Annotated in this window: 22 protein-coding genes and 1 pseudogene; 12 read left to right on the top strand and 11 right to left on the bottom strand. The window is 67.8% G+C overall.

Annotation, left to right across the window (positions count from 1 at the left end):
• Positions 1 to 10 precede the first annotated feature (10 nt).
• Together rlmB and cysS are read right to left on the bottom strand one after the other, a co-directional pair.
• Entirely contained in the window at positions 11 to 1,006 is a 996-nt protein-coding gene (gene rlmB / locus RMO30_RS05050) for a 23S rRNA (guanosine(2251)-2'-O)-methyltransferase RlmB (RefSeq protein ID WP_309710339.1), read from the bottom strand.
• Between the two features lie 15 nt (positions 1,007 to 1,021).
• The gene (cysS, locus tag RMO30_RS05045; RefSeq protein WP_309710336.1) at positions 1,022 to 2,434 is read right to left on the bottom strand and encodes a cysteine--tRNA ligase; all 1,413 of its coding nucleotides are present in this window, start codon (positions 2,432 to 2,434) and stop codon (positions 1,022 to 1,024) included.
• 48 nt (positions 2,435 to 2,482) lie between these two features.
• Between cysS and RMO30_RS05040 the strand changes: the two genes are divergently transcribed.
• Positions 2,483 to 2,962, top strand: a complete 480-nt coding sequence (locus RMO30_RS05040; protein ID WP_309710334.1) for a GNAT family N-acetyltransferase — start codon at positions 2,483 to 2,485, stop codon at positions 2,960 to 2,962.
• Between the two features lie 66 nt (positions 2,963 to 3,028).
• Here RMO30_RS05040 and ispD read toward each other — a convergent pair whose 3' ends face one another.
• Both ispD and RMO30_RS05030 read right to left on the bottom strand, forming a co-directional pair.
• The gene (ispD, locus tag RMO30_RS05035) at positions 3,029 to 4,192 is read right to left on the bottom strand and encodes a 2-C-methyl-D-erythritol 4-phosphate cytidylyltransferase (protein WP_309710331.1); all 1,164 of its coding nucleotides are present in this window, start codon (positions 4,190 to 4,192) and stop codon (positions 3,029 to 3,031) included.
• Positions 4,193 to 4,205: 13 nt separating this feature from the next.
• Positions 4,206 to 4,688 (bottom strand): annotated as a pseudogene (locus RMO30_RS05030) (CarD family transcriptional regulator).
• A gap of 131 nt (positions 4,689 to 4,819) precedes the next feature.
• Here RMO30_RS05030 and RMO30_RS05025 point away from each other — a divergent pair.
• Entirely contained in the window at positions 4,820 to 5,347 is a 528-nt protein-coding gene (locus tag RMO30_RS05025; protein WP_309710328.1) for a DNA modification methylase, read from the top strand.
• A 6-nt stretch (positions 5,348 to 5,353) separates the two neighbouring features.
• Here RMO30_RS05025 and RMO30_RS05020 read toward each other — a convergent pair whose 3' ends face one another.
• Positions 5,354 to 6,034, bottom strand: coding sequence for a response regulator transcription factor (locus tag RMO30_RS05020; RefSeq protein WP_309710326.1), 681 nt, complete (start codon positions 6,032 to 6,034; stop codon positions 5,354 to 5,356).
• Entirely contained in the window at positions 6,031 to 7,194 is a 1,164-nt protein-coding gene (locus tag RMO30_RS05015; RefSeq protein WP_309710323.1) for an ATP-binding protein, read from the bottom strand. The genes RMO30_RS05020 and RMO30_RS05015 overlap by 4 nt, the downstream gene beginning before the upstream one ends.
• A gap of 169 nt (positions 7,195 to 7,363) precedes the next feature.
• Here RMO30_RS05015 and phoU point away from each other — a divergent pair, with 169 nt between their 5' ends.
• The gene (phoU, locus tag RMO30_RS05010) at positions 7,364 to 8,017 is read left to right on the top strand and encodes a phosphate signaling complex protein PhoU (RefSeq protein ID WP_309710320.1); all 654 of its coding nucleotides are present in this window, start codon (positions 7,364 to 7,366) and stop codon (positions 8,015 to 8,017) included.
• Between the two features lie 71 nt (positions 8,018 to 8,088).
• On the opposite strand, the gene RMO30_RS05005 is transcribed toward phoU, so the two are convergent.
• The gene (locus RMO30_RS05005; RefSeq protein ID WP_309710317.1) at positions 8,089 to 8,832 is read right to left on the bottom strand and encodes a phosphoglyceromutase; all 744 of its coding nucleotides are present in this window, start codon (positions 8,830 to 8,832) and stop codon (positions 8,089 to 8,091) included.
• A gap of 26 nt (positions 8,833 to 8,858) precedes the next feature.
• Here RMO30_RS05005 and RMO30_RS05000 point away from each other — a divergent pair, with 26 nt between their 5' ends.
• On the top strand, positions 8,859 to 9,638 hold the full coding sequence (locus RMO30_RS05000) for a class I SAM-dependent methyltransferase (RefSeq protein ID WP_309710315.1): 780 nt from the start codon (positions 8,859 to 8,861) through the stop codon (positions 9,636 to 9,638).
• A gap of 9 nt (positions 9,639 to 9,647) precedes the next feature.
• On the opposite strand, the gene RMO30_RS04995 is transcribed toward RMO30_RS05000, so the two are convergent.
• The 4 genes from RMO30_RS04995 to RMO30_RS04980 form a co-directional block, all read right to left on the bottom strand.
• Positions 9,648 to 10,757 carry an FUSC family protein gene (locus RMO30_RS04995; RefSeq protein ID WP_309710312.1) on the bottom strand — a complete coding sequence of 370 codons (1,110 nt, stop codon included), beginning with the start codon at positions 10,755 to 10,757 and terminating at the stop codon, positions 9,648 to 9,650.
• Positions 10,754 to 11,809, bottom strand: a complete 1,056-nt coding sequence (locus RMO30_RS04990; RefSeq protein ID WP_309710309.1) for a folate-binding protein — start codon at positions 11,807 to 11,809, stop codon at positions 10,754 to 10,756. Before RMO30_RS04990 ends, RMO30_RS04995 begins: the two co-directional genes overlap by 4 nt.
• Positions 11,802 to 12,407: an FABP family protein gene (locus RMO30_RS04985; protein WP_309710307.1), complete on the bottom strand. Its 606-nt coding sequence runs from the start codon at positions 12,405 to 12,407 to the stop codon at positions 11,802 to 11,804. The genes RMO30_RS04990 and RMO30_RS04985 overlap by 8 nt, the downstream gene beginning before the upstream one ends.
• A gap of 125 nt (positions 12,408 to 12,532) precedes the next feature.
• On the bottom strand, positions 12,533 to 12,814 hold the full coding sequence (locus RMO30_RS04980; RefSeq protein WP_309710305.1) for a hypothetical protein: 282 nt from the start codon (positions 12,812 to 12,814) through the stop codon (positions 12,533 to 12,535).
• A 55-nt stretch (positions 12,815 to 12,869) separates the two neighbouring features.
• Here RMO30_RS04980 and RMO30_RS04975 point away from each other — a divergent pair, with 55 nt between their 5' ends.
• The 8 genes from RMO30_RS04975 to RMO30_RS04940 all read left to right on the top strand — a co-directional run.
• Positions 12,870 to 13,553, top strand: a complete 684-nt coding sequence (locus tag RMO30_RS04975) for a winged helix-turn-helix domain-containing protein (RefSeq protein WP_191283451.1) — start codon at positions 12,870 to 12,872, stop codon at positions 13,551 to 13,553.
• Positions 13,554 to 13,773: 220 nt separating this feature from the next.
• Entirely contained in the window at positions 13,774 to 15,942 is a 2,169-nt protein-coding gene (locus RMO30_RS04970) for an RNA degradosome polyphosphate kinase (protein ID WP_309710300.1), read from the top strand.
• Positions 15,939 to 16,877, top strand: coding sequence for an NUDIX domain-containing protein (locus RMO30_RS04965; RefSeq protein WP_309710296.1), 939 nt, complete (start codon positions 15,939 to 15,941; stop codon positions 16,875 to 16,877). Before RMO30_RS04970 ends, RMO30_RS04965 begins: the two co-directional genes overlap by 4 nt.
• 156 nt (positions 16,878 to 17,033) lie before the next feature.
• The gene (locus RMO30_RS04960) at positions 17,034 to 18,116 is read left to right on the top strand and encodes a phosphate ABC transporter substrate-binding protein PstS (RefSeq protein ID WP_309710294.1); all 1,083 of its coding nucleotides are present in this window, start codon (positions 17,034 to 17,036) and stop codon (positions 18,114 to 18,116) included.
• A gap of 121 nt (positions 18,117 to 18,237) precedes the next feature.
• Positions 18,238 to 19,173, top strand: coding sequence for a phosphate ABC transporter permease subunit PstC (gene pstC, locus RMO30_RS04955; protein WP_309710291.1), 936 nt, complete (start codon positions 18,238 to 18,240; stop codon positions 19,171 to 19,173).
• Positions 19,173 to 20,255 carry a phosphate ABC transporter permease PstA gene (pstA, locus tag RMO30_RS04950; protein WP_309710288.1) on the top strand — a complete coding sequence of 361 codons (1,083 nt, stop codon included), beginning with the start codon at positions 19,173 to 19,175 and terminating at the stop codon, positions 20,253 to 20,255. Before pstC ends, pstA begins: the two co-directional genes overlap by 1 nt.
• 28 nt (positions 20,256 to 20,283) lie before the next feature.
• Positions 20,284 to 21,063, top strand: coding sequence for a phosphate ABC transporter ATP-binding protein PstB (gene pstB, locus RMO30_RS04945; protein ID WP_309710285.1), 780 nt, complete (start codon positions 20,284 to 20,286; stop codon positions 21,061 to 21,063).
• Positions 21,064 to 21,104: 41 nt separating this feature from the next.
• Positions 21,105 to 21,422 (top strand): hypothetical protein (locus RMO30_RS04940; protein ID WP_309710282.1); only part of this gene is annotated, 318 nt, incomplete at its 3' end.

The following is a 21,422-nucleotide window of genomic DNA, read 5'->3' as shown; positions in this document are numbered from 1 at the left end:
TCGCGCTCGCCTAGGGTTGCCGCGCCCGCAGCTTCGAGATCTCGTAAAGCGTGACGCTGACGGCGATGCCGGCGTTGAGCGACTCGGTCGCCGAGTCGATCGGGATGCTGACGACGGCGTCGCAGGTTTCGGTGACCAGCCGCGACAAGCCTTTGCCTTCGCTGCCGACGACGATCACGACGGGTTCGCTCGCGAGCGCCAGGCCGGGCAGCGACACGTCGCCGCCACCGTCGAGACCGAGCACGAACACCCCGCGGCTCTTGAGGTCTTTGAGCGTCTGGGTCAGGTTCGACGCCATCGCGACCGGCACCCGCGCGGCGGCCCCCGCAGACGTCTTCCAGGCGGATGCCGTCATCCCGACACTGCGCCGTTGCGGAACGATCGCGCCCTGCCCGCCGAACGCGGCGATCGAGCGCACGATCGCGCCGAGGTTGCGGGGGTCGGTGATGCCGTCAAGCGCGACGAGCAGCGGCACCTGGCCGCGCTTCTCGATCGCGTCGACCAGCTCGAGCGGATGCGCGTACTCGTAGGCGGGCACCTTGAGCGCGATGCCCTGGTGCACAGAGTCGGGCCCCGACATACGATCGATTTCTTGCCTCATCACCTCGAGCACCGGGATGTGGCGCTTGCCGGCGAGCGAGATCGCTTCCTTCACGCGGTCATCCATCTCGAGCCGCGACGCGATGTAGAGGGTTGTCGCGGGGATCTTCGCGCGCAACGCCTCGACGACCGAGTTGCGACCGGTGACGACCTCGGCCTCGCCTTCCTTCTTCGGCGCGCGGCGCTGGGGTGCCGGGCGGCCGTCGGTCGACGGCTTGCCGTGCTTCGCGCGTGCGGCGTCGAGACGCTCCTGCGCGGCCTTCCGCTTGCCGGCGACGTGCCAGCTGCGGTCGGTGGCCTTCGGCGTCGGGCCCTTGCCTTCGAGCGCCTTTCGGCTGTGCCCGCCGGTTCCGACCTGGGGGCCCTTCTTGTTCTTGCGTGCGCCGGGGCGCCCGGGCTTAGCCATGCTCTGCTCGCCTCATCACAGGGTCCACCGTGTTCCGTCGGGGCCGTCTTCGAGGGTGATCCCCGCAGCGGCCAGCGTGTCGCGAACCGAGTCGGCCGCGACGAAGTTCTTGGATGCGCGGGCAGTTTCGCGCTGCCCGATCAGGTGTTCGACGAGCGACGCGAGCGTGGCATCCGCTCCCCCGGCGTCGTCGGACGCCCACGCCGGCGCCGCTGGGTCGAGCCCCAGCACGCCGAGCATCGAGACCACCTCGGCGCGGAGCCGCGCGGCGAGCGCGACATCCTTCGCGTCGAGGGCGGCGTTGCCTTGCCGCACCGCCTCATGCAGTACCGCGAGTGCCTGCGGCACCCCGAGGTCGTCGTCCATCGCGGTCGCGAACGCATTCGGCACCGGGAGCACGCCGGTCTGCTCGACCTCGGGCGTGGCTTCGACGGCCCGGGCAACCCGGTCGAGGAATCCCTCGATGCGCGTGAACGCCGCCTCCGCCTCAACCAGCGACCCCTCGTGGTAGTCGATCGTCGAACGGTAGTGAGCGCTTCCGAGGTAGTAACGCACGACGATCGGCCGGGCGAGGCTGAGGAACTCGGCGGCGTAGATCGAGTTGCCCAGCGACTTCGACATCTTCTGGCCGTCGACCACGACGAGCCCGTTGTGCACCCAGTGCGTCGCAAACGCATCCCCGGCCGCCGTCGACTGCGCGAGCTCGTTCTCGTGGTGGGGGAACCGCAGGTCGAGCCCACCTCCGTGGATGTCGAACGCGGGCCCGAGGTACCGGCGCGACATCGCGGAGCACTCGATGTGCCATCCCGGACGCCCCGGACCCCATGGCGAGTTCCACGACGCCGACGGGGGTTCCCCGGGCTTGGTGCCTTTCCAGAGGGCGAAGTCGCGGGGGTCGCGCTTGCCGCGCGTCGCGGCGTCACCCGAGGCCTCCATGTCGCCGGGCTTCTGGTTGGTGAGCGCTCCGTACGACGGCCAAGACGTGACGGAGAAGAACACGTCGCCCGTGCCGTCGTCGGCGACGTAGGCGTTGCCTGTGGCGATGAGGTCGACGATGAGTTCCTGCATGCCGGGAACGCTTGCGGTGGCTCGGGGTTCGTAGGTCGGGGCGAGGATGCCGAGGGCGTTGTAGCCGCCCGTGAACTCCAGCTCGACGCGGTACGCGACCGCCCACCAGGGGTCGCCCTCGCTCGCGTTGACGAGCACCTTGTCGTCGATGTCGGTGACATTGCGCACGAAGGTGACGTCGAGACCGCGGTAGGTGAACCAGCGCCGCCACAGGTCGTAGGCGAGGGCGCTGCGCAGGTGACCGATGTGCGGGCTCGACTGCACGGTCGGGCCGCAGACGTACATCCCGACCTTCCCCGCTTCGCGCGGAGTGAAGTCGACGAGAGCCCCCGCCTTCGAGTCGTACAGCCGGATGTTCACCGCCCAAGGTTACCCGTCGGCGGTCGGTAGCTTCCCGAGCCGAATATCGTGGGACGCGTGACCCCGCTCGAGTTCCGGATCGACGACCTGTCCGGCGAGCAGACCCGCGCGCTCGTCGCCCACCACCTCGTGGGGATGCACGCCTCGAGTCCCGCCGAGAGCGTCTTCGCCCTTGACGTCGAAGCGCTACGCGAACCCGCGGTCACGTTCTGGTCGGGCTGGCTCGGCGACGACCTCGTCGTGATCGGTGCTCTGAAGGTTCTCGACCGGACGTCGGGGGAACTGAAGTCGATGCGGGTCACCGACGCCCACCTCGGCACCGGCGCTGGCCGGGCGATCCTGCGCCACATCGTGGGCGAAGCCGCCGCACGTGGGATGAGCACCCTCTGGCTCGAGACGGGCAGCACCGACGATTTCTGGCCCGCCCGCCGTCTCTACTCGAGCGAAGGCTTCGTCGAGTGCGGCCCGTTTGCGGACTACCCGGAGAACCCGTTCTCGATCTTCATGACCCGCTCCCTGGAGCACTGAAGCGAAGGCCACTTCTGGCCTTCGCCGCGACGCCAGCACCGACGGCCGTCTCGGCCGTCGGGTCACTCAGACGGATGCCGTCAGCAACGCGGTCGCGATCGCCGCGACTCCCTCGCCCCGCCCGGTGAACCCGAGGCCGTCGGTCGTCGTCGCGCCGATCGTGACCGGTGCCCCGACGAGACTCGAGAGGTGGGCCTCCAGCTCGCTGCGACGTGACGCGATCTTCGGCCGCGTGGCGACGAGCTGCACCGCGACATTGACGACGGCGAATCCCGCGCCATCGACGAGAGCGAGCGTCTCACGCACGAACACGGCGCTCGCCGCGCCGGTGAACCGGGGATCGCTCGTGCCGAACCGACTACCGAGGTCGCCGAGGCCAGCGGCCGAGAGCAGGGCGTCGCAGATCGCGTGCAGCACGGCATCCCCGTCGCTGTGTCCCGCGAGTCCCGGCTCGCCGGACCAGTAGAGACCACCCAGCCAGAGCGGCGCCGCTTCGTCGTAGCCGTGGACGTCGACACCGGTGCCGACCCGCAGGCCGGCAGTCTGGGCGCCGAGCACGTTCTCGGCGCGACGCAGGTCCCACGGGGTGGTGATCTTGAATGCCCGGGCCTCGCCTTCGACGACAGTCACGCTGCCTCCGTTGGCCGCGAAGAGCGCGGCATCGTCGGTGTGTTCTTCGGTCGCGCTCGCGTAGGCCGCCTCGAGGGCGGCCCGCGGAAAGCCCTGCGGCGTCTGCACATGTACGAGGTCGCTGCGGTCGACCGTGTCGAGCACGACGGCCCCGACGCCAACCCGCTTGATGGTGTCGGTCACCGGCAGCGCGGGGATGACTCCGCCCGCCGTCGAGCGCACCGCACGCGCGACGCGGTCGAAGAGCGCCGGCGGAGTGAGGGCTCGGGCCGCGTCATGGACGAGAACGGTGTCGACCGCCGGCAGGAGGGCCGCGAGGCCGGCGGCGACGGAGGCCTGTCGGGTCCGGCCGCCCGCAACGACGGCGACAGAAGAGGATGCCGGTCCCGCGACCCGGTCGGCGATCGTGCGCGCGGCTTTCAGGTGCGACTCGGGCGCCACGACGACGACTTGCGCAGGCTCGACGGAGTCGAACACCCCGCGCAGGGCGCGCTCGAGGATCGGCATGCCACGTAGCGCCACGAACGCCTTCGGCTCGGCATCGCCCAGCCGCGCACCGCTTCCCGCGGCGACGACGACTATCCCGAGCGTCGGGGTCATGCCGGAGCGGCCGCTAAGAGGCGAGGACCTCGTCGAGAACCGTCGAGGCCTTCTCTTCGTCGGTCTTCTCGGCGAGCGCGAGTTCGGAGATCAGAATCTGGCGGGCTTACGCGAGCATCCGCTTTTCACCGGCCGACAGGCCGCGGTCCTGGTCGCGACGCCACAGGTCGCGCACGACCTCGGAGACCTTGATGACGTCACCGGAGGCGAGCTTCTCGAGGTTGGCCTTGTAGCGACGGCTCCAGTTGGTGGGCTCTTCAGTGAACGGGGCACGAAGCACCTCGAACACCCGGTCGAGCCCCTCTTTGCCGATGACGTCACGGACGCCGACGAGGTCGACGTTGTCGGCGGGGACCTCAATGGTCAGATCGCCCTGGGTGACGTTGAGCTTCAGGTACAGCTTCTCGACACCACGAATGGTGCGGTTCTTGACCTCGATGATCGTCGCGGCGCCATGGTGGGGATATACGACGGTTTCGCCGACCTCAAAGAGCATGGAGTTGTTCCTTCCGCAGACTGGCCAGTCTACCACGGCGAGCCGGGGGTAAGCCTGCCCTAACTCAGGCCCGGTCACCGGTCGCCGCTAGGCTGGGAAAGCACGTGAACAAATCGACCGGAAGGGTCGCAGTGAGAGTTCGTACCGGGGCCTTGATCGCCGCCGCCATCGCCCTCGTCGTGGGCCTGAGCGCCTGCAGCTTCGCCTTCCCCCAAACGCAGGAGCCGTACGACGCGAGTGACGGCGTGAGCGTGACCGTCGGTGACATCAAGGTGATCAACGCGATCGTCTTCACCGAAGACGGTGACGACGGCAACTTCTTCGCCGCGGCTGCAAACTCCGGTGACAGCGACGTCGACCTCACCCTGCAGTACCTGTCGGACGGCGAGAAGGTCAACGTCGAGATCGAGGTTCCCGCCGGCGAGACCGTGTTCTTCGGAGGCGAAGACGCCCAAGTCTTCCTGCCCGGCATTGACGCGGCCCCCGGGGCCTTGCTGTCGATCTACTTCCAGTACGGCGACCGCCCGGGCAAGAGAATCGACGTCCCCGTGCTCGACACCGCACTCGGCGAGTACGACGGCCTCCTGCCGAGCCCGACGCCCACGCCGACCCCGACGGTCACCGCGAATCCCACTCCGACGGAAACTCCCGCTCCGTAGCTCCCGCTACCCCTCGAAGCGGTAGCCGAGGCCGCGCACGGTGAGCAGCAGCTTGGGCTCCGACGGCTCGTCTTCGATCTTCGAGCGGATGCGCTTGATGTGCACGTCGAGCGTCTTCGTGTCGCCGAAGTAGTCGGAGCCCCAGACGCGGTCGATGAGCTGCCCGCGGGTGAGTACCCGCCCGGCGTTGCGCATGAGCAACTCGAGCAGTTCGAACTCCTTCAGCGGCATCGCCACCTCGTTGCCGCTCACCGAGACCGAGTGGCGCTCGGTATCCATGCGCACGGTGCCGGCCTCGACGACTCCATGGTCGTCGGCGGCGGACTCGGTGTGGCGGCGCAGCACGGCCCGGATACGGGCGAGTAATTCTCGCGACGAGTAGGGCTTCGTCATGTAGTCGTCGGCGCCGAGTTCCAGGCCGACGACGATATCCACTTCGCTGTCTTTCGCGGTGAGCATGATGATCGGCACCGCCGACCGGGTGCGCAGTTCGCGGCACACCTCGGTGCCCGAAAGCCCCGGAAGCATGAGGTCGAGCAGCACCAGGTCAGCCCCAGCTCGGTCGAACGCGGCGAGAGCGACCCGACCATCGTCGGCGATCTCGGTGTCGTAGCCCTCCTTCCGCAACAGGAACGAGAGCGGCTCCGAGAGGGAGGGCTCGTCTTCGACGATGAGGATGCGTGTCACGGGGCGGCTCCGAGTTTCAGGTTGGCGGCAGCCGGCGTACTGGCGGCCTCGGGAAGACGAATGGTGAAGGTTGAACCGCTGCCCGCGTGCGACCACACGCGCACATCGCCACCGTGGTTCTGCACGACGTGTTTGACGATCGCCAGACCGAGGCCGGTACCGCCGGTGTTTCGACTGCGAGCCGAGTCGACTCGGAAGAAGCGCTCGAACACACGCTCCCGCTCTGCCTCCGGAATCCCGACGCCCTGATCGGTCACAGCGATCTCGACGGCTCCGTCGGCGTGGGTCACTCCGATCCCGACGCGTGAGTTGTCGGGCGAGTACTGGATCGCGTTGGCGACCAGGTTGTGCACGGCGGTGACGAGCATGCCGACGTCGCCGAACACCTCGGAACCGGCGTCGCCGCCCGAAACGAGGGAGATGCCGTGCTTGTCGGCGGCGACACGGTTGCGGTCGACAGCCTGCGCCACGACAGTGTCGACATCAACGACCGCAGCCTCCTGCAACACGTCGGAGGCCTGGAGGCGGCTCAGTTCGATGATCTCGTGCGTTGTGCGGGCAAGCCGCTCCGCTTCGATCGAGAGGCGCTTCGCGAAACGCTTCACCTCATCCGGCTCTTTCGCTGCGGATTCGAGCGCCTCGGCGAGCAGGCTGACCGCCCCGATCGGGGTCTTCAACTCGTGACTCACGTTCGCCACGAAGTCGCGACGCACCTCGTCGAGTCGGTAGGACTCGGTGCGGTCTTCGGCGAGGACCAGCACGAACCGGGTGCCGAGGCGTGCGACGCGCACGAAGACGTAGATGGATGCCTCGCCGAACGGTCCGCGCGAGAGGTGCAGTTCTCGTCCGATCGGCTCACCGTCGCGGCGCACTTGGTCGACGAGCGCCACGAGTTCGGGATGCATGAGCGCCTGGTTCCAGACCAGGCCGAACGCGAGGGCACCCGTCGAGGCCTTGAGCACGTTGTTCGAGGCGTCGAGCACTATGCCTGCGGACTCGAGCGAGTCGATGACCTCATCCGCACCCTCGGGAACCGTCGGCGTGATCACGGCGACAGCTCGCTGCCCGCGGCGGTGCGCCGCAACGATCGCGGCAGCCGAGCCGGCCCCGAGCAGGAATCCGAACGCGATCGCGACCGGCACGAGCCAGGCCTGGTCCATGCGACTAGATTAGGGCGCACTGGGAACCTGGCAGCGGTCGGATCCCCGGTGATCCGGGCTCCGGCCGGAGAAAGTTCAGGCGTCCGACACCGGACGTTAACCTGATGCGGGCACCGTGGCCTGCGTTGGGGCTGTTTCACCCTGCCCGCAAAACGAGAGGACGTGCACGATGCGCGAGGTGTTCCAGCAGGAGCTGCGAGAGGTGCAGGATCGGCTGGTCGAGATCGCGTCCCTCGTGGCCGAGTCGATCGACAAGGCGACTCAGGCCTTCAACGAATCGAACGTCACCCTCGCCGAGACCGTCATCGCCGAAGACGACCGGATCGACGCGGCGTGCTACGAGCTCGATGAGCTCGCCATCCAAATCCTGGCTCGGCAGCAGCCCGTTGCGCGTGACCTCCGCATCGTCGTGAGCGCCCTGCGCATCAGCGCTTCTCTCGAGCGCATGGGCGACATGTCGACCCACATCTCCCAGCTCGCGCGCTACCGCTTCCCCGAGAAGGCCGTTCCGAAGAAACTCCGCCCGACGTTTGTCGAGATGGGCCGGCTCGATGTCGAAATCGCTCGGATGCTGACCGAGCTGTTGCGCACGCAGGACACCGCGATCGCCGAGGCGATCCGCAACGAAGACGACAAGGTCGACGCGCTCCACCTCGCGGTCTTCGACATGATGCTCGGTGAGAGCTGGAAGGGCGAAGCGGTCGACACCGTCGACGCGACCCTCGCCTCCCGCTACCACGAACGCTTCGCCGATCACGCCGTCTCGATCGCCAAGAAGGTGCAGTATCTCGCGACGGGCGACTGGATCCCCACCGACAGCTAGGGCTGTGGCGTGTCGGCCTCATCCCGTGGGTGGGCGCCCGCTTCGACGCCGCGGAGTAGTTCGGGCTACTTCTACTTCTTGCCCTGTGCCGCGACCGCGGCAGCCCCCGCAGCGGCCGCTTCGGGGTCGAGGTACCGCGAGGGCGCGGTCGGGCGGAAGGCGTCATTCAGCTCGTAGACGAGCGGAATGCCGGTCGGGATGTTGAGTTCCGCGATCTCGTCGTCAGGGATGTCGTCAAGGTGCTTCACCAGTGCGCGCAGCGAGTTGCCGTGCGCGGTGACCAGCACGGTCTTCCCGGCCGCGAGATCCTTCGTGATGTCGGACTCCCAGTAGGGCAGCATCCGGTCGATCACCAGTTTCAGGCTCTCGGTGCGCGGGAAGTCGGCATCCGGGATGTCGGCGTACCGCTCGTCGCCGAACTGCGACCATTCGGCGTCATCGGCCAACGGGGGCGGCGGCACGTCGAACGAACGGCGCCAGGTCATGAACTGCTCCTCGCCGTACGTCGCGAGGGTCTCGGCCTTGTCGAGCCCCTGCAGCGACCCGTAGTGACGCTCGTTGAGGCGCCACGTGCGCTTCACCGGGATCCACAGCCGGTCGGCCACTTCGAGCGCGAGGTTCGCGGTCTGGATCGCCCGGGTGAGCACGCTCGTGTACTGGATCTCGGGAGCGAGGCCCGACTCGGCGAGCAGTTCGCCCGCTCGCTTGGCTTCGGCGACGCCCTGCTCGGACAGCCGCACGTCGACCCACCCGGTGAACAGGTTCTTCTGGTTCCAGTCGGAGTTGCCGTGGCGGAGCAGGATGAGCGTCGACATGCCCTCCAGCCTACGAGAATGGCCGCATGGCTCGTCCCGTCGGTCGTATCACGCGCGGCACGACGAACGTCAACCGCCTGCGCCGGGTCGACCGGTGGATCGCCGCGCAGCCCGTCATCCGCAGCGCCGACGACCCGCTCGTCGTCGATCTCGGCTACGGGGCGAGCGCGACGACGACGCTCGAGTTGCGCGACCGCCTCGCCGCCGCACGGCCCGACGTCGTGGTCGTCGGCATCGAGATCGACCCCGCGCGGGTGCGGCTCGCGTCCGCCGCCACCCGGGACGGCGTCGAGTTCCGCCTCGGCGGCTTCGAGGTGCCGTTGCCCGGCGGTCGACAGCCCGCGGTCATCCGGGCGCTCAACGTGCTGCGGCAGTACGACGAGCGCGAGGTCGCCGACGCCTGGGCGACGATGTGCACCCGGCTGCAACCCGACGGGCTTCTCGTCGAGGGCACCTGCGACGAAATCGGCCGAGTCGCGTCCTGGGTCGGCCTCACACCGGAGGGTCCGCGCACGTTCACGATCTCGCTGCGGCTTGCCGACCTCGACGTGCCGTCGGTCGTCGCCGAACGGTTGCCGAAGGCGCTCATCCACCGCAACGTCACGGGCGAGCGCATCCACGAGCTGCTTCTCACCCTCGACCGGCTGTGGGCGATGCACGCGCCGCTCGGTGTCTACGGGCCGCGGCAACGCTGGATCGCGGTGGTCGCGTCCCTGCGTGAGGCGGGCTGGCCGGTGCGCGGCACCCGGGCGCGCTGGCGCCTCGGCGAGCTGACGCTCGACTGGGCTGCCGTCGTGCCTCGCTAGATCGACGCGCTAGATCGGGGGCAGCAGGTCGCGGGCCTCGTCATGCGGCATCCCGGTGCCGACGAGCAGGTCGACGACGAGGGGACGCAGCAAGAGCAGCACGGAGGCGTCGGCGAGACCGGCATCGGGCATGAGCGTCACCGGGTCGAGCCGCCGCGCGAGATCGGTGAGCACCGAGCGGGCGGCGCCCGCAGCCTGTGGCTCCTGCAGCTCCTCGCCGAGCATCCGCACGCCGGTGGCGACGGTCGTGAGGGCGTCGGCGAGGCCGGGGCGCGGGATGCCGTCGCGCCCCAGGTAGAGGCAGCGACGGGCGATCATGCGCAGATGCCGCGTCGCGAAGTCGACCGCGTCGACCGCTCGCGAGTTGCGACGGAGTTCGGGCAGTCGTCCGCGCAGGAATGGGGAGATGCGCGCGACGGCGATCGCCGTGTCGAGCGACTGCTTCCACGCCTCGAACAACGGTGCGGCGCGGCGCAGGCGGGAGAGCGCGAGTTCGCCTGCCGCCTCATCGGCGTCGCGCAACGAACGGGCGATCGACTCCGTCGACTCGGTCAGCACGGCGAAGATCGCCTGCCGGTCGCGCGCCGCCGTGCGGCCAGGGTCGCGCGGGATCAGGGCGGTCACCAGCAGGGCGACGACGCCCGCGATGATGGCGTCGACGGTGCGGCCGAACAACCCCTGCCCCGCAGGCAGCAACATGACAATCGCCGAGGGAATCGCGGACGCAACGGCGAACTGCGGGTTCGGCGAGATGAAGCGTCCCACGACGAAGACCACGAGCAGGACGATCGCGAGCTGCCAGACCCCGCTGCCGACCAGAAGCGCAATCGACTCGCTCACCGCGACGCCGAGCACAATACCGAGCAGACTCTCGGCGACCCGCCGCGGCCGCGCGTCTCGGGTGAGGCCGAGCGAGGTGATCGTCACGGTCACGGCCAGCAGCGGGTACGGGTGGCCGAGCAGCCATCGGGTGATCGAGTAGGCGATCACGACCGCGACGATGATCTGGATGATCGCGGGCAACGACCCGACGACCCGGTCGCCCCCCTCGCGGATGCGCGCACGCACCGCAATCCGGCGCTCGAGTCGGCGGAGGGCGCCGTCGTCGGGTGTGGTCATTCGTTCCGCCGCACCGCTCCGAGCCGCGGAAGCCGGGGCACGTCGGCTTCCGCACCGGCGTCGGTCGGCACGATGACCTCCTGGGTGGCAGCCACGACCCCTTCAGCCCCCGCGACCGCGAGCGTCGCAGAAGGATCGGTCGCCCGCCGGACCACGGCGAGCGCGATCGGCCCGAGCTCGAAGTGGGTGGCGGCGGCAGTGACCCGGCCGACGATGTTCTCCCCCGCGCGCACGTCGTCGCCCGCCGCAACCGCGACGTTGTCCGACCCGTCGAGGTGCAGCATCACGAGCCGCCGCGGTGGGTGGCCGAGGTTGTGTACCTTCGCGACCGTTTCCTGCCCGCGGTAACAGCCTTTCGCGAGGTGAACGGCCGAGCGGATCCAGTCGAACTCGTGCGGGATCGCGGTGGCGTCGAGTTCGGTCGCCGCCCGTGGACGCCAGGCGGCGATGCGCAGCGCCTCAAGCGCGAGGATGCCGGCAGCAGGCTGGTCGGCGAGTGCGACGAGGTCGGCGCGCGGCACAATCGTCTCGGAGTACGTCCACGCAGCCCCGGGATGCTCCTTTGCCGTCGCATATTGGTGGCCGCCGGCAACTACCGCGGCCCACGGATCACGCCAAGTCGCGACTCCAGCGATCGGCGCCCCGAGGGTGCCGATCGCTGCGAACTCGGCAGACCGGTCGGCTACCTCGACCCGCAGCATGAACCGCATCCGATCGAGGAAGGTCCCCAGCCCGGCACCGGTGCCGGCATCCATCAGCAGCCAGGAGGTCTCACCGTCATCGACGATTCGCACGGCGAACTCGATGCGGCCGCTCGGATCGAGCAACAGCGCTTCGGCCGATTCCCCGGGTTCGAGGCGGGCGAGGCTCTGCGACAGCAGGGAGTCGAGCCAGCTGAGCCGGTCGGGACCGGTAACGGTGACGACATCCCGGTCGGAAAGGTCGACAATGGCGCGCCCCGCGGCGAGCTCCCGCTGCTCGGCGAGCAGCGAGCCGTAGTGCTGCGGCGGGTCGCCGACGGCCCCCTCCCGGGCGGCGAAGGGGCTACTCAACTCTCGCCAACCGTCCGGATGCGTGCGTGCGGAGGTCTTGTCCGAGGGCGGCGATATCCCACGCCCACAGCAGGTGGTCGTCGACGAGTCCGTAGAGCCGGGTCGCGGCGGCATACTCCTTCGCGGTCGACGAGCGCACGACGGCATCGGTGCCGAGATCGATTCGCGGTCCATCGACGGTGCCGAGGTAGAGCTCGCTCACGCCCCCGGGCTGCAGGATCGTCACCTCAAGGTCGAAAGATCCCGCCGCGTTACGCAGCGTCTCGACCGCTTCGGCCGTCGTGAACACCGGATCGCCAACCCCGGGGAGCATTCCGGGGCCGGGATCGGCGACCCCGAGCGGACGGCTGAGCCGCCAATAGCCGATCTCCGAGAACAGGGTGCGGTGCGGATCGGAATCGCCACCGAGCAGCCACGTCGAGCAGGCGTACTGCACGTGGGCACCGCCGTCCTGGGTGAACGCGACCCGCTGGCCGAACTCGTGCTCCCGCACATCGTCGCCGACCTGGTAGGCGATGACGCCGGTACCTTCCCAGACGCCGAGCAGCCATGACAGCGGCACGATCTCCGCCGGCAGGGAAGCGTCGATGTCGAACATCGTTGGCTTCCCCCTGCTCTAGCGCTGGCCGCGGAAGAGGTTGTAGAGCACGACGAGCGAAACGAAACCGATCGCCAGCACTGCGAGCCCGAGGAGCCCGATGAAGAAGAGTTCCAGGGCGAGCATCATGCGACAAGCCTATCGAGCGACGCCGGGTAAAGCAGGATGAGCACGACCGTCGCGACCGCGAGGATGACCAGCACTCCGCCAACGCTCGCGATGATGCGGTTGACGAGGCCTTCTTTGCGCTGAAGCGAGAGTTGGATCACGAAGGTCAGCAGTACTGCGGCGGCCGCGACGACGGGGATCCAGGTGAGAAATTGCGCCCCCGCGAAGACCCCGACGACGACTGCGCCGCCCAGTGCGGCGACCCACACTGGGGGGACGCTGCGAGAGTGGGCGGACACGAGTCAATCGTAGGTGTCCGTACACTGTCGGGTAGGCGTTTTGGAGGACTCCCGCGTGGCCCAGTTACTCATCTTGACCTCAGCGGTCGACGGTGAGGTTCTGCCCGCCCTCGGACTGCTCTCTCACCGCACCCGGTCGATTCCTGCCGAGCCCGCCTCGCTCATCAACGCGCCGACCGCCGACCTCATCTTCGTCGACGCGCGGCAAGACCTGGCGAGCGCGAAGTCGCTGTGCAAGATCCTCAACACGACCGGCGTCACGGTACCGCTCGTGCTCGTGCTCACCGAGGGTGGGCTGACCGCGGTTTCCGCCGACTGGGGCGTCGACGACGTCATCCTGGAATCTGCCGGACCCGCCGAGGTGGATGCCCGCGTTCGGCTGGTCATCGGCCGTCTCGCGATGGAGAAGACCGGATCCAAGATCCAAGCGTCGGGTGTCGTCATCGACGAGGCGTCCTACTCGGCGAAGGTGCACGGCCGCCCGCTCGACCTCACCTTCAAAGAATTCGAGCTGCTGCGCTTCTTCGCGACCCACCCGTCTCGCGTCTTCACGCGCGAGCAGCTGCTCAGTGAGGTGTGGGGTTACGACTACTTCGGGGGCACCCGCACGGTTGACGTGCACGTGCGGCGCCTGCGCGCGAAGCTCGGCGACCTCGAGTCGCTCATCGGTACCGTTCGCAACGTCGGCTACCGGTTCAACGTCTACGAAGACGAAGACCGGCTCGCCCCCGTCTCCTGAACGGCCCAGTCCGGAGGACGGCTTCTTACGCCTTCCGTTTTCAGGAATTGGTGGGGCGGATGTTGGGGAAGTGGCTGGTGAGACCACTCCACTCGACTTCTCCCCCACCGGCATCACTTCTTCCTGAAAACGGAAAGTGGATCACGCGGGATCTTAGGGATTCTCGGCAGCGTGACGGGCGTTCATCCGGCGTTCACGCGGACACTGGAATGATGGGCGGATGGAGGACAGCCCCCTCGGCGACGCCACGCTCGCCGCTGATCTGCTCGACGACTACGACGACGAGCCGGTCTTCATCGACGACAGTGAACTGCCCGGCGACCGCTTTCTCGACCGCGAGCTCTCGTGGCTCGCGTTCAACCTGCGCGTGCTCGAACTCGCCGAAGATGACGCGATGCCACTCCTCGAGCGGGCGAACTTCCTGGCGATCTTCGCGAGCAACCTCGACGAGTTCTTCATGGTGCGCGTCGCGGGGCTCAAGCGCCGCATCGCGACGGGGATCGCGGTGCCGACGAACACCGGGCGCGCCCCCCTCGACGTGCTCGCCGACATCGGGCGGCGAGCCCACGAACTGCAGGAGCGCCACGCGCGCGCTTTCCAAACACTCAAGCCCGCTCTTGACGAGGCCGGCATCCATGTCGAGCACTGGAGCGACCTCGACGAACGCGATCGGGTCACGCTCGACGAGACCTTCTCGGCGCAGATCTTCCCGGTGCTCATGCCGCTCGCCGTCGACCCGGCCCACCCGTTCCCGTACATCTCGGGCCTTTCGCTGAACCTCTCAATCCGGGTGCGCAACCCGAAGACGGGCAAGGAGGAATTCGCGCGCCTCAAAGTGCCGACGAACCTGCCGCGGTTCGTGAAGCTGCCCGATGACGGCACAGGCGTGCTGCGTTTCATCCCGCTTGAGGACCTCATCTCCAACCACCTCGAGGAGCTGTTCCCCGGCATGGAGGTGCTCGAGCACCACGAGTTCCGGGTGACCCGCAACGAAGACGTCGAAGTCGAGGAAGACGACGCCGAAAATCTCATCAACGCCCTGGAAAAGGAGCTGCAGCGGCGCCGGTTCGGCCCGCCGATTCGCCTCGAGATCACCGACGACATGGATGACGTCACGCTCGGGTTGCTGATGTCGGAGCTGCAGATCACCGAGCAGGAGGTATACCGACTGCCGGCGCCGCTCGACCTCTCCGGGCTCTTCGAGGTGACCCGCATCGACAAGCCGGCGCTCAAGTACCCGCGGCATGTGCCGACCACGAGCGTCAATCTGCTGCCGACCGAACCGAACGAACGACCGGATGTCTTTGCCTCGATCGCGCGCGGCGACATCCTGTTGCACCATCCCTACGAGTCGTTCGCGACGAGCGTGCAGGCGTTCATCGAGCAGGCCGCTCTCGACCCGCACGTACTCGCGATCAAGCAGACGCTCTACCGCACCTCGGGTGACAGCCCGATCGTCGAAGCCCTCATCGACGCCGCCGAAGCCGGCAAGGCGGTGCTCGCGCTCGTCGAGATCAAGGCGCGCTTCGACGAGCAAGCGAACATCGGCTGGGCGCGCAAGCTCGAGAAGGCCGGTGTTCACGTCGTCTACGGGCTGGTGGGGCTGAAGACCCACAGCAAGCTCGCGCTGGTGATCCGCCAGGAGGGCGGTCGCCTGCGGCACTACAGCCACATCGGCACCGGCAACTACAACCCGAAGACGAGCCGCATCTACGAAGACCTCGGGCTGCTGACCGCCGACGACACCGTCGGCAAGGACCTCACCCGGCTGTTCAACGAACTCTCGGGCTACGCGATCGAGAAGAAGTTCAAACGCCTCCTGGTCGCCCCGCGCTACCTGCGTAAAGGGTTGCTCAAGCACATCGCGCAGGAGACCGACAACGCCCACGCGGGCAAGCCCAGCGGCATCCGGATCAAGGCCAACTCGATGGTCGACGAAGCCGTGATCGACGGGCTCTACCGCGCGAGCCAGGCGGGCGTTCCCGTCGACATCTGGGTGCGCGGGATCTGCTCGCTCACTCCGGGCGTCGAAGGACTCAGTGAGAACATCCGGGTACGAAGCATCCTCGGTCGCTACCTCGAACACTCGCGCATCTTCCGCTTCGAGAACGACGGCGACCCGCAGGTCTTCATCGGAAGCGCCGACATGATGCATCGCAACCTCGACCGCCGCGTAGAAGCCCTCCTCCGACTCACCCGGCCCGAACACCTCGACGAGCTGCAACAGCTCTTCGACCACGCCATGTCCGACGACACGTCAGCGTGGTGGCTCGGCTCCGACGGGGTGTGGCAACGCCACGATCGGGATGACGCGGGCGAGCCGCTCGTCGACCTCCAGAATGAACTCATGAGGCAGATCGGGGCGCGCAAGCGCGGAGCCAGCCGGTGACCGACCCCGTGCTGGCCGCGGGAGCGGTGTGCTGGAAGGTGACGCTGAAGGGGAAGCTGCGCATCCTCGTCGTGCATCGCACCCAGCACAAAGACACGTCGCTGCCGAAAGGGAAGCTCGACCCGGGTGAAACGCTGCCCGAGACAGCGGTTCGCGAGATCGCCGAGGAGACCGGCCTCGTCGTCGGCCTCGGCGCCCCGCTCGGCGTCGTCGAGTACGTGATGCCGAACGGTCGGGACAAGAAGGTCTACTACTGGGCGGCCGAGGTCGAGCCGCTCGCGATCGCGAATTCGACGTTCGCGTCGAATGACGAGATCGAAGAACTCACGTGGATGAGCGTTCCGAAGGCGCGCAAACGGCTCAGCTACCCGCATGACATCGACATCGTCGAGCGCTTCGCCGAGCTGTACGCCCAGGGCCGCGCCCGCACGTTCGCGATCATCGCACTGCGGCACGGTAAGGCGACACCCCCCGCCGAATGGGCGGGGCCCGATGCGACCCGACCTCTCCTGCCGCGCGGTGAGATCCAGTCGCTCAGCGTCGCACCCGGCATCGCGGCCTTCCGCCCGGCGAAACTCATCTCGTCGACAGCGGTGCGCTGCACGACAACGATCAACCCCACCGCGCGGCTCACCGGACTGCCGGTCGCTCAGACCGACAAGATCAGCCAGGATGCCTACTCAGGTCGCGATGAGGCCGTGACGGATGTCGTTGCGAAACGCCTCGAGAAGCGGGTGACGGCGGTGCTCTGCAGTCACGGCCCGGTGTTGCCGCAGATCATCGAGGCAGTCACCCGGGCGACCGGAACGCCTGACAGCGCCCGACTGCAACGCGCGGCCGCGCTGTCGACGGGCGAGTACGCGGTGCTCCATGTGCCCGTCGATCGCCCGGAAAGCGGGCTGGTCGCCGTCGAGATCCACGGCCCCGCCGTCTGACTCCTGGTTCGTGCCGACAGGGATGACACAGTTGCCGTTCTCCGGTCGTTTACCTCCCGTTCACCAAGCGACCGAAGGGTGGTCACCGACGGTTCCTACCTTCAGGGTCGGGCCCACCTGGGCTCTTGTCCCACAATCCATTCCGAAAGGAACACAGTGAACATCACGCGCTCTGGCGGCATCGCCGCCATCGCCCTGGTCGGGGCCATCGCCCTGGCTTCGTGCGCCGCGAACGAAGGCGGCGAGACCGAGGCTCCCAGCGACCTCAGCGGCACCCTGGTCGGCGCCGGCTCGTCGGCCGTCGGCGCGGCCCAGGAGACCTGGATCGCCGAATTCCAGACCGCCAATCCCGACGTCACGATCACCTACGACCCGGCTGGCTCGGGCGCAGGCCGCGAGACCTTCCTCGCCGGTGGCAGCGACTTCGCTGGCACCGACCGTGCGTTCAAGGACGAAGAGATCGCCGCTGGCGGCTTCGCGTCCTGCGCCGCGGACTCGGGTATCGTGCAGCTTCCGCTGTACATCTCGCCGATCGCCGTGATCTTCAACCTCGAGGGCGTCGACACGCTCAACCTCGACGCCGACACGATCGCGGGCATCTTCGCCGGAACGATCACGTCGTGGGATGCGCCGGAGATCGCCGACCAGAACGCGGATGTCGAACTCCCGGCCCTCGCGATCACCCCGGTCCACCGTTCGGACGACTCGGGCACCACCGAGAACTTCACGGACTACCTCGCACAGGCCGCTCCGGAGGTCTGGACCTACGAGGCCGACGGCGTGTGGCCGCTCCCGTCGGGTGAGGCAGCTCAGGGCACGTCGGGCGTCGTCGATGCCGTGACCAACGGCACCGGCACGATCGGCTACGCCGACGCGTCGCGTGCCGGTGACCTCGGAACCGTCGCCGTGCTGATCGGCGAGGACTACGTCCCGTACTCGGCTGAGGCTGCCGCTGCGGTCGTGGACGCGTCGCCGTTCGTCGAAGGCCGCGAGGACTTCGACCTGTCGATCGAGCTCGACCGAACGCCCGACAGCGAGGCTTACCCGGTCGTCCTGGTCGCGTACCTCGTCGGCTGCGAGACGTATCTCGACGCCGCTCAGGCTGAGCTGGTGAAGGCGTACTTCACCTACATGGCCAGCGCCGAGGGCCAGGCTGCGGCCAACGAGGGTGCCGGTTCGGCGCCGATCTCGGACGCGCTCTTCGAGCGTGTGACCGCTGCGATCGAGGTCATCGGCTAGTCATCTCCACCCTGACGGGCTGCGTCGCGTGCGCCTCTGGCGCTGAGTGACGCAGCCCGTCAGACTTGGGGCCGACGGCCCTACGCTCCAGCCTCCTCATGAGAACGGTCACCCACTCCCCATGACGAAAGTCCCCACGATCCGGGCCAAGCAGCGCCCCGGCGACCGGGTCTTCTCCGCGAGCACGATGATCGCCGGAATCGTGATCCTCGTCGCGCTCGCGGCCGTCGCGGTCTTCCTGCTCGCCGAGAGCGTGCCCGCCGTCGTCTCCGGTCCCGGCGCGCTCCGCCCCGATGCCGACAACTTCTGGGTCTACGTCGCGCCGCTCGCCTTCGGCACCCTCTGGGCCGCTCTGATCGCGCTCGTCATCGCGTTCCCGATCTCGATCGGCATCGCCCTCTTCATCTCGCACTACGCGCCGCGGCGAATCGCTCAGGGCTTGGGCTACATCATCGATCTGCTCGCCGCCGTCCCCTCCGTCGTCTTCGGGCTCTGGGGGATCAAGGTCCTGGCGCCGATCGTGACACCCTTCTACCAAGACCTCACCACGAACCTCGGCTGGATCCCGCTGTTCACGCCGCCGGCGTCGGGAACCGGCCGCACGATTTTGACCGTCGGCATCGTGCTCGCGGTCATGATCATCCCGATCATCACCGCCATCTCCCGCGAGATCTTCCTGCAGACCCCCGTGCTGCACGAGGAGGCGGCCCTCGCCCTCGGTGCGACGCGCTGGGAGATGATCCGCATCGCGGTGCTGCCGTTCGCCCGGCCCGGCATCATCTCGGCCGCGATGCTCGGACTCGGCCGTGCGCTCGGCGAGACGATGGTGGTCGCGATGGTGCTTTCGCCCGCGGTGCTCATTTCGTTCGTCCTCACCGGCTCGAGCAACTCATCGACGATCGCCGGGAACATCGCCCTCAACTTTCCCGATTCGTCGGGCGTCGAGGTGAACGCACTGATCGCGAGCGGCCTCGTACTGTTCGTGATCACCCTCGTGATCAACTCGATCGCCCGCATCATCGTCAATCGCCGCAAGGCGTTCTCGGGAGCGAACTGATGGCAACGACTACGGCCGCCGGCATCGCGAACTCGCTCACCACCGGACGCCTGCCCCGCTGGACCCCGTGGGCACTGCTCGCGGGCAGCTGGATCGTGGCGGGCCTCATCGTCGCGCTCGTGCAGGCCGCAGGCGAACCGGGCGACTACAACATCGTCGGAGCGATCTTTTTCGGCACCATCCTTTTCGACCTCGCGATCGTCGTACTGTCGGCACTCATCGAAGGATCCCGCCAGGCGCGCGACCGGCTCGTCACGTCGCTCGTCGTGACTGCCTTCGTCATCGCGCTGCTCCCGCTGGTCTCGCTGCTTTTCACCGTTGTGCTCAACGGGCTCCCGCGGTTCGACATCCAGTTCTTCAGCAGCTCGATGCGCAACGTCGTCGGCGAAGGCGGCGGCGCGCTCCACGCCATCACCGGCACTCTGCTGATCACCGGTATGGCCGCACTGATCTCGATCCCGGTCGGCCTGCTCACTGCGATCTATCTCGTCGAGTACGGACGCGGGCGGCTCGCCGCCGCGATCACCTTCTTCGTCGACGTAATGACCGGCATCCCGTCGATCGTCGCCGGTCTGTTCGCCTACGCGCTCTTCTCGCTCCTGTTCAGCGACCCCGGCATCCGCTTCGGTTTCGGGGGCTCCGTCGCCCTCTCGCTACTGATGATCCCGGTCGTCGTGCGCTCGAGCGAAGAGATGCTGAAGATCGTGCCGAACGAGCTGCGCGAGGCGTCCTACGCGCTCGGCGTGCCCAAGTGGCTGACGATCGTCAAGGTCGTCATCCCCACCGCGATCGCCGGCATCGCGACCGGCGTCACGCTCTCGATCTCCCGGGTGATCGGTGAGACGGCGCCACTGCTGATCATCTGCGGGTTCACCACGAGCATGAACTACAACCTGTTCGCCGACCGGATGATGACCCTGCCGGTGTTCGTCTACAACCAGTACGCCAACCCCGGAACCGACGTGCAGGTCTACCTCGACCGCGCCTGGACCGGGGCATTCACGCTCATCCTCATCGTGATGGCCCTCAACCTGATCGCGCGGCTCGTCGCGAAGATCTTCTCGCCCAAGCTCGGTCGCTAGATCTCGACCCGAAGAATCAAGGAGACCCGTGTCCAAGCGCATCGAAATCCGCGACCTCAATGTGTACTACGGCAAGTTCAAGGCCGTTGAGGATGTCGGCCTGACGATCGAACCTCGCACCGTGACGGCGTTCATCGGCCCCTCCGGCTGCGGCAAGTCGACATTCCTGCGCACCCTCAACCGCATGCACGAGGTCATCCCGGGCGCCTATGTCGAGGGCGAGGTCTACATCGACGGCGACAACCTCTACGGCCCAGGAGTCGACCCCGTGCTCGTCCGCCGGCAGGTCGGCATGGACTTTCAGCGCCCCAACCCGTTCCCGACGATGTCCATCCGCGACAACGTGCTCGCGGGTGTCAAGCTCAACAACCGGTCGATCTCGAAGACCGACTCCGACACGCTCGTCGAGTCGTCGCTGCAGGGCGCGAACCTCTGGAACGAGGTCAAGGATCGCCTCGACAAGCCGGGGTCGAGCCTCTCCGGCGGTCAGCAACAGCGCCTCTGCATCGCGCGGGCGATCGCGGTGCGGCCCGACGTCATCCTGATGGACGAGCCGTGCTCGGCGCTCGACCCGATCTCGACCCTGGCGATCGAAGACCTCATCGAGGAGCTCAAGCAGGAGTACACGATCGTGATCGTCACCCACAACATGCAGCAGGCTTCCCGGGTGAGCGACCGCACCGCGTTCTTCAACATCGCCGGCACCGGCAAGCCGGGCAAGCTCATCGAGTACGACGACACCACGACGATCTTCAGCAAGCCGAGCGTGCAGGCGACCGAAGACTACGTGTCGGGCAAGTTCGGATGATCGCCGCCCCGGCCTGACGCGTTGTGCGGCAGACTCGCCGCATGGGGTTCTTCGACGATCTGGCTGACGGGCTAAGCGGGCTCATCTTCGACGCGAAGATCGAGGATGGCGTACGCGGTACCGCACAGGTCGTGTCGGCATCCGGGTACTACGGCCGCGCGCTGTACCAGAACTGCGCTCTCGAGGTTGTCGTCGAGGCGCCCGGCATCCCGGCGACCGCGGCGACGGTCCGAGCCGTGGTGAGCCGGGACACCTGGCCGCACGCGGGTCAGGTTCTTCCGGCCCTCATCGAGCGGGCGAACCCCCGCGAGGTGCAGATCCTCTGGGACGAGTTGCCCACGACGGGCGACGTCGCGAGA

It is taken from the genome of Pseudolysinimonas sp. (genome assembly GCF_031389465.1).
GTDB lineage: Bacteria > Actinomycetota > Actinomycetes > Actinomycetales > Microbacteriaceae > Pseudolysinimonas_A.
This window is presented reverse-complemented; position numbering and strand designations above follow the sequence as displayed.

Bases quoted from the DNA above. Each gene is read 5' to 3' on its own strand.
- pstC (WP_309710291.1), top strand. From the start codon at position 18,238: ATGACGAAAGTCCCCACGATCCGGGCCAAGCAGCGCCCCGGCGACCGG.
- ispD (WP_309710331.1), bottom strand. From the start codon at position 4,192: ATGACCCCGACGCTCGGGATAGTCGTCGTCGCCGCGGGAAGCGGTGCG.
- RMO30_RS05005 (WP_309710317.1), bottom strand. From the start codon at position 8,832: ATGTCGACGCTCATCCTGCTCCGCCACGGCAACTCCGACTGGAACCAG.
- phoU (WP_309710320.1), top strand. From the start codon at position 7,364: ATGCGCGAGGTGTTCCAGCAGGAGCTGCGAGAGGTGCAGGATCGGCTG.
- RMO30_RS05000 (WP_309710315.1), top strand. From the start codon at position 8,859: ATGGCTCGTCCCGTCGGTCGTATCACGCGCGGCACGACGAACGTCAAC.
- pstA (WP_309710288.1), top strand. From the start codon at position 19,173: ATGGCAACGACTACGGCCGCCGGCATCGCGAACTCGCTCACCACCGGA.
- RMO30_RS04985 (WP_309710307.1), bottom strand. From the start codon at position 12,407: ATGTTCGACATCGACGCTTCCCTGCCGGCGGAGATCGTGCCGCTGTCA.
- RMO30_RS05015 (WP_309710323.1), bottom strand. From the start codon at position 7,194: ATGGACCAGGCCTGGCTCGTGCCGGTCGCGATCGCGTTCGGATTCCTG.
- RMO30_RS04970 (WP_309710300.1), top strand. From the start codon at position 13,774: ATGGAGGACAGCCCCCTCGGCGACGCCACGCTCGCCGCTGATCTGCTC.
- RMO30_RS04995 (WP_309710312.1), bottom strand. From the start codon at position 10,757: ATGACCACACCCGACGACGGCGCCCTCCGCCGACTCGAGCGCCGGATT.
- rlmB (WP_309710339.1), bottom strand. From the start codon at position 1,006: ATGGCTAAGCCCGGGCGCCCCGGCGCACGCAAGAACAAGAAGGGCCCC.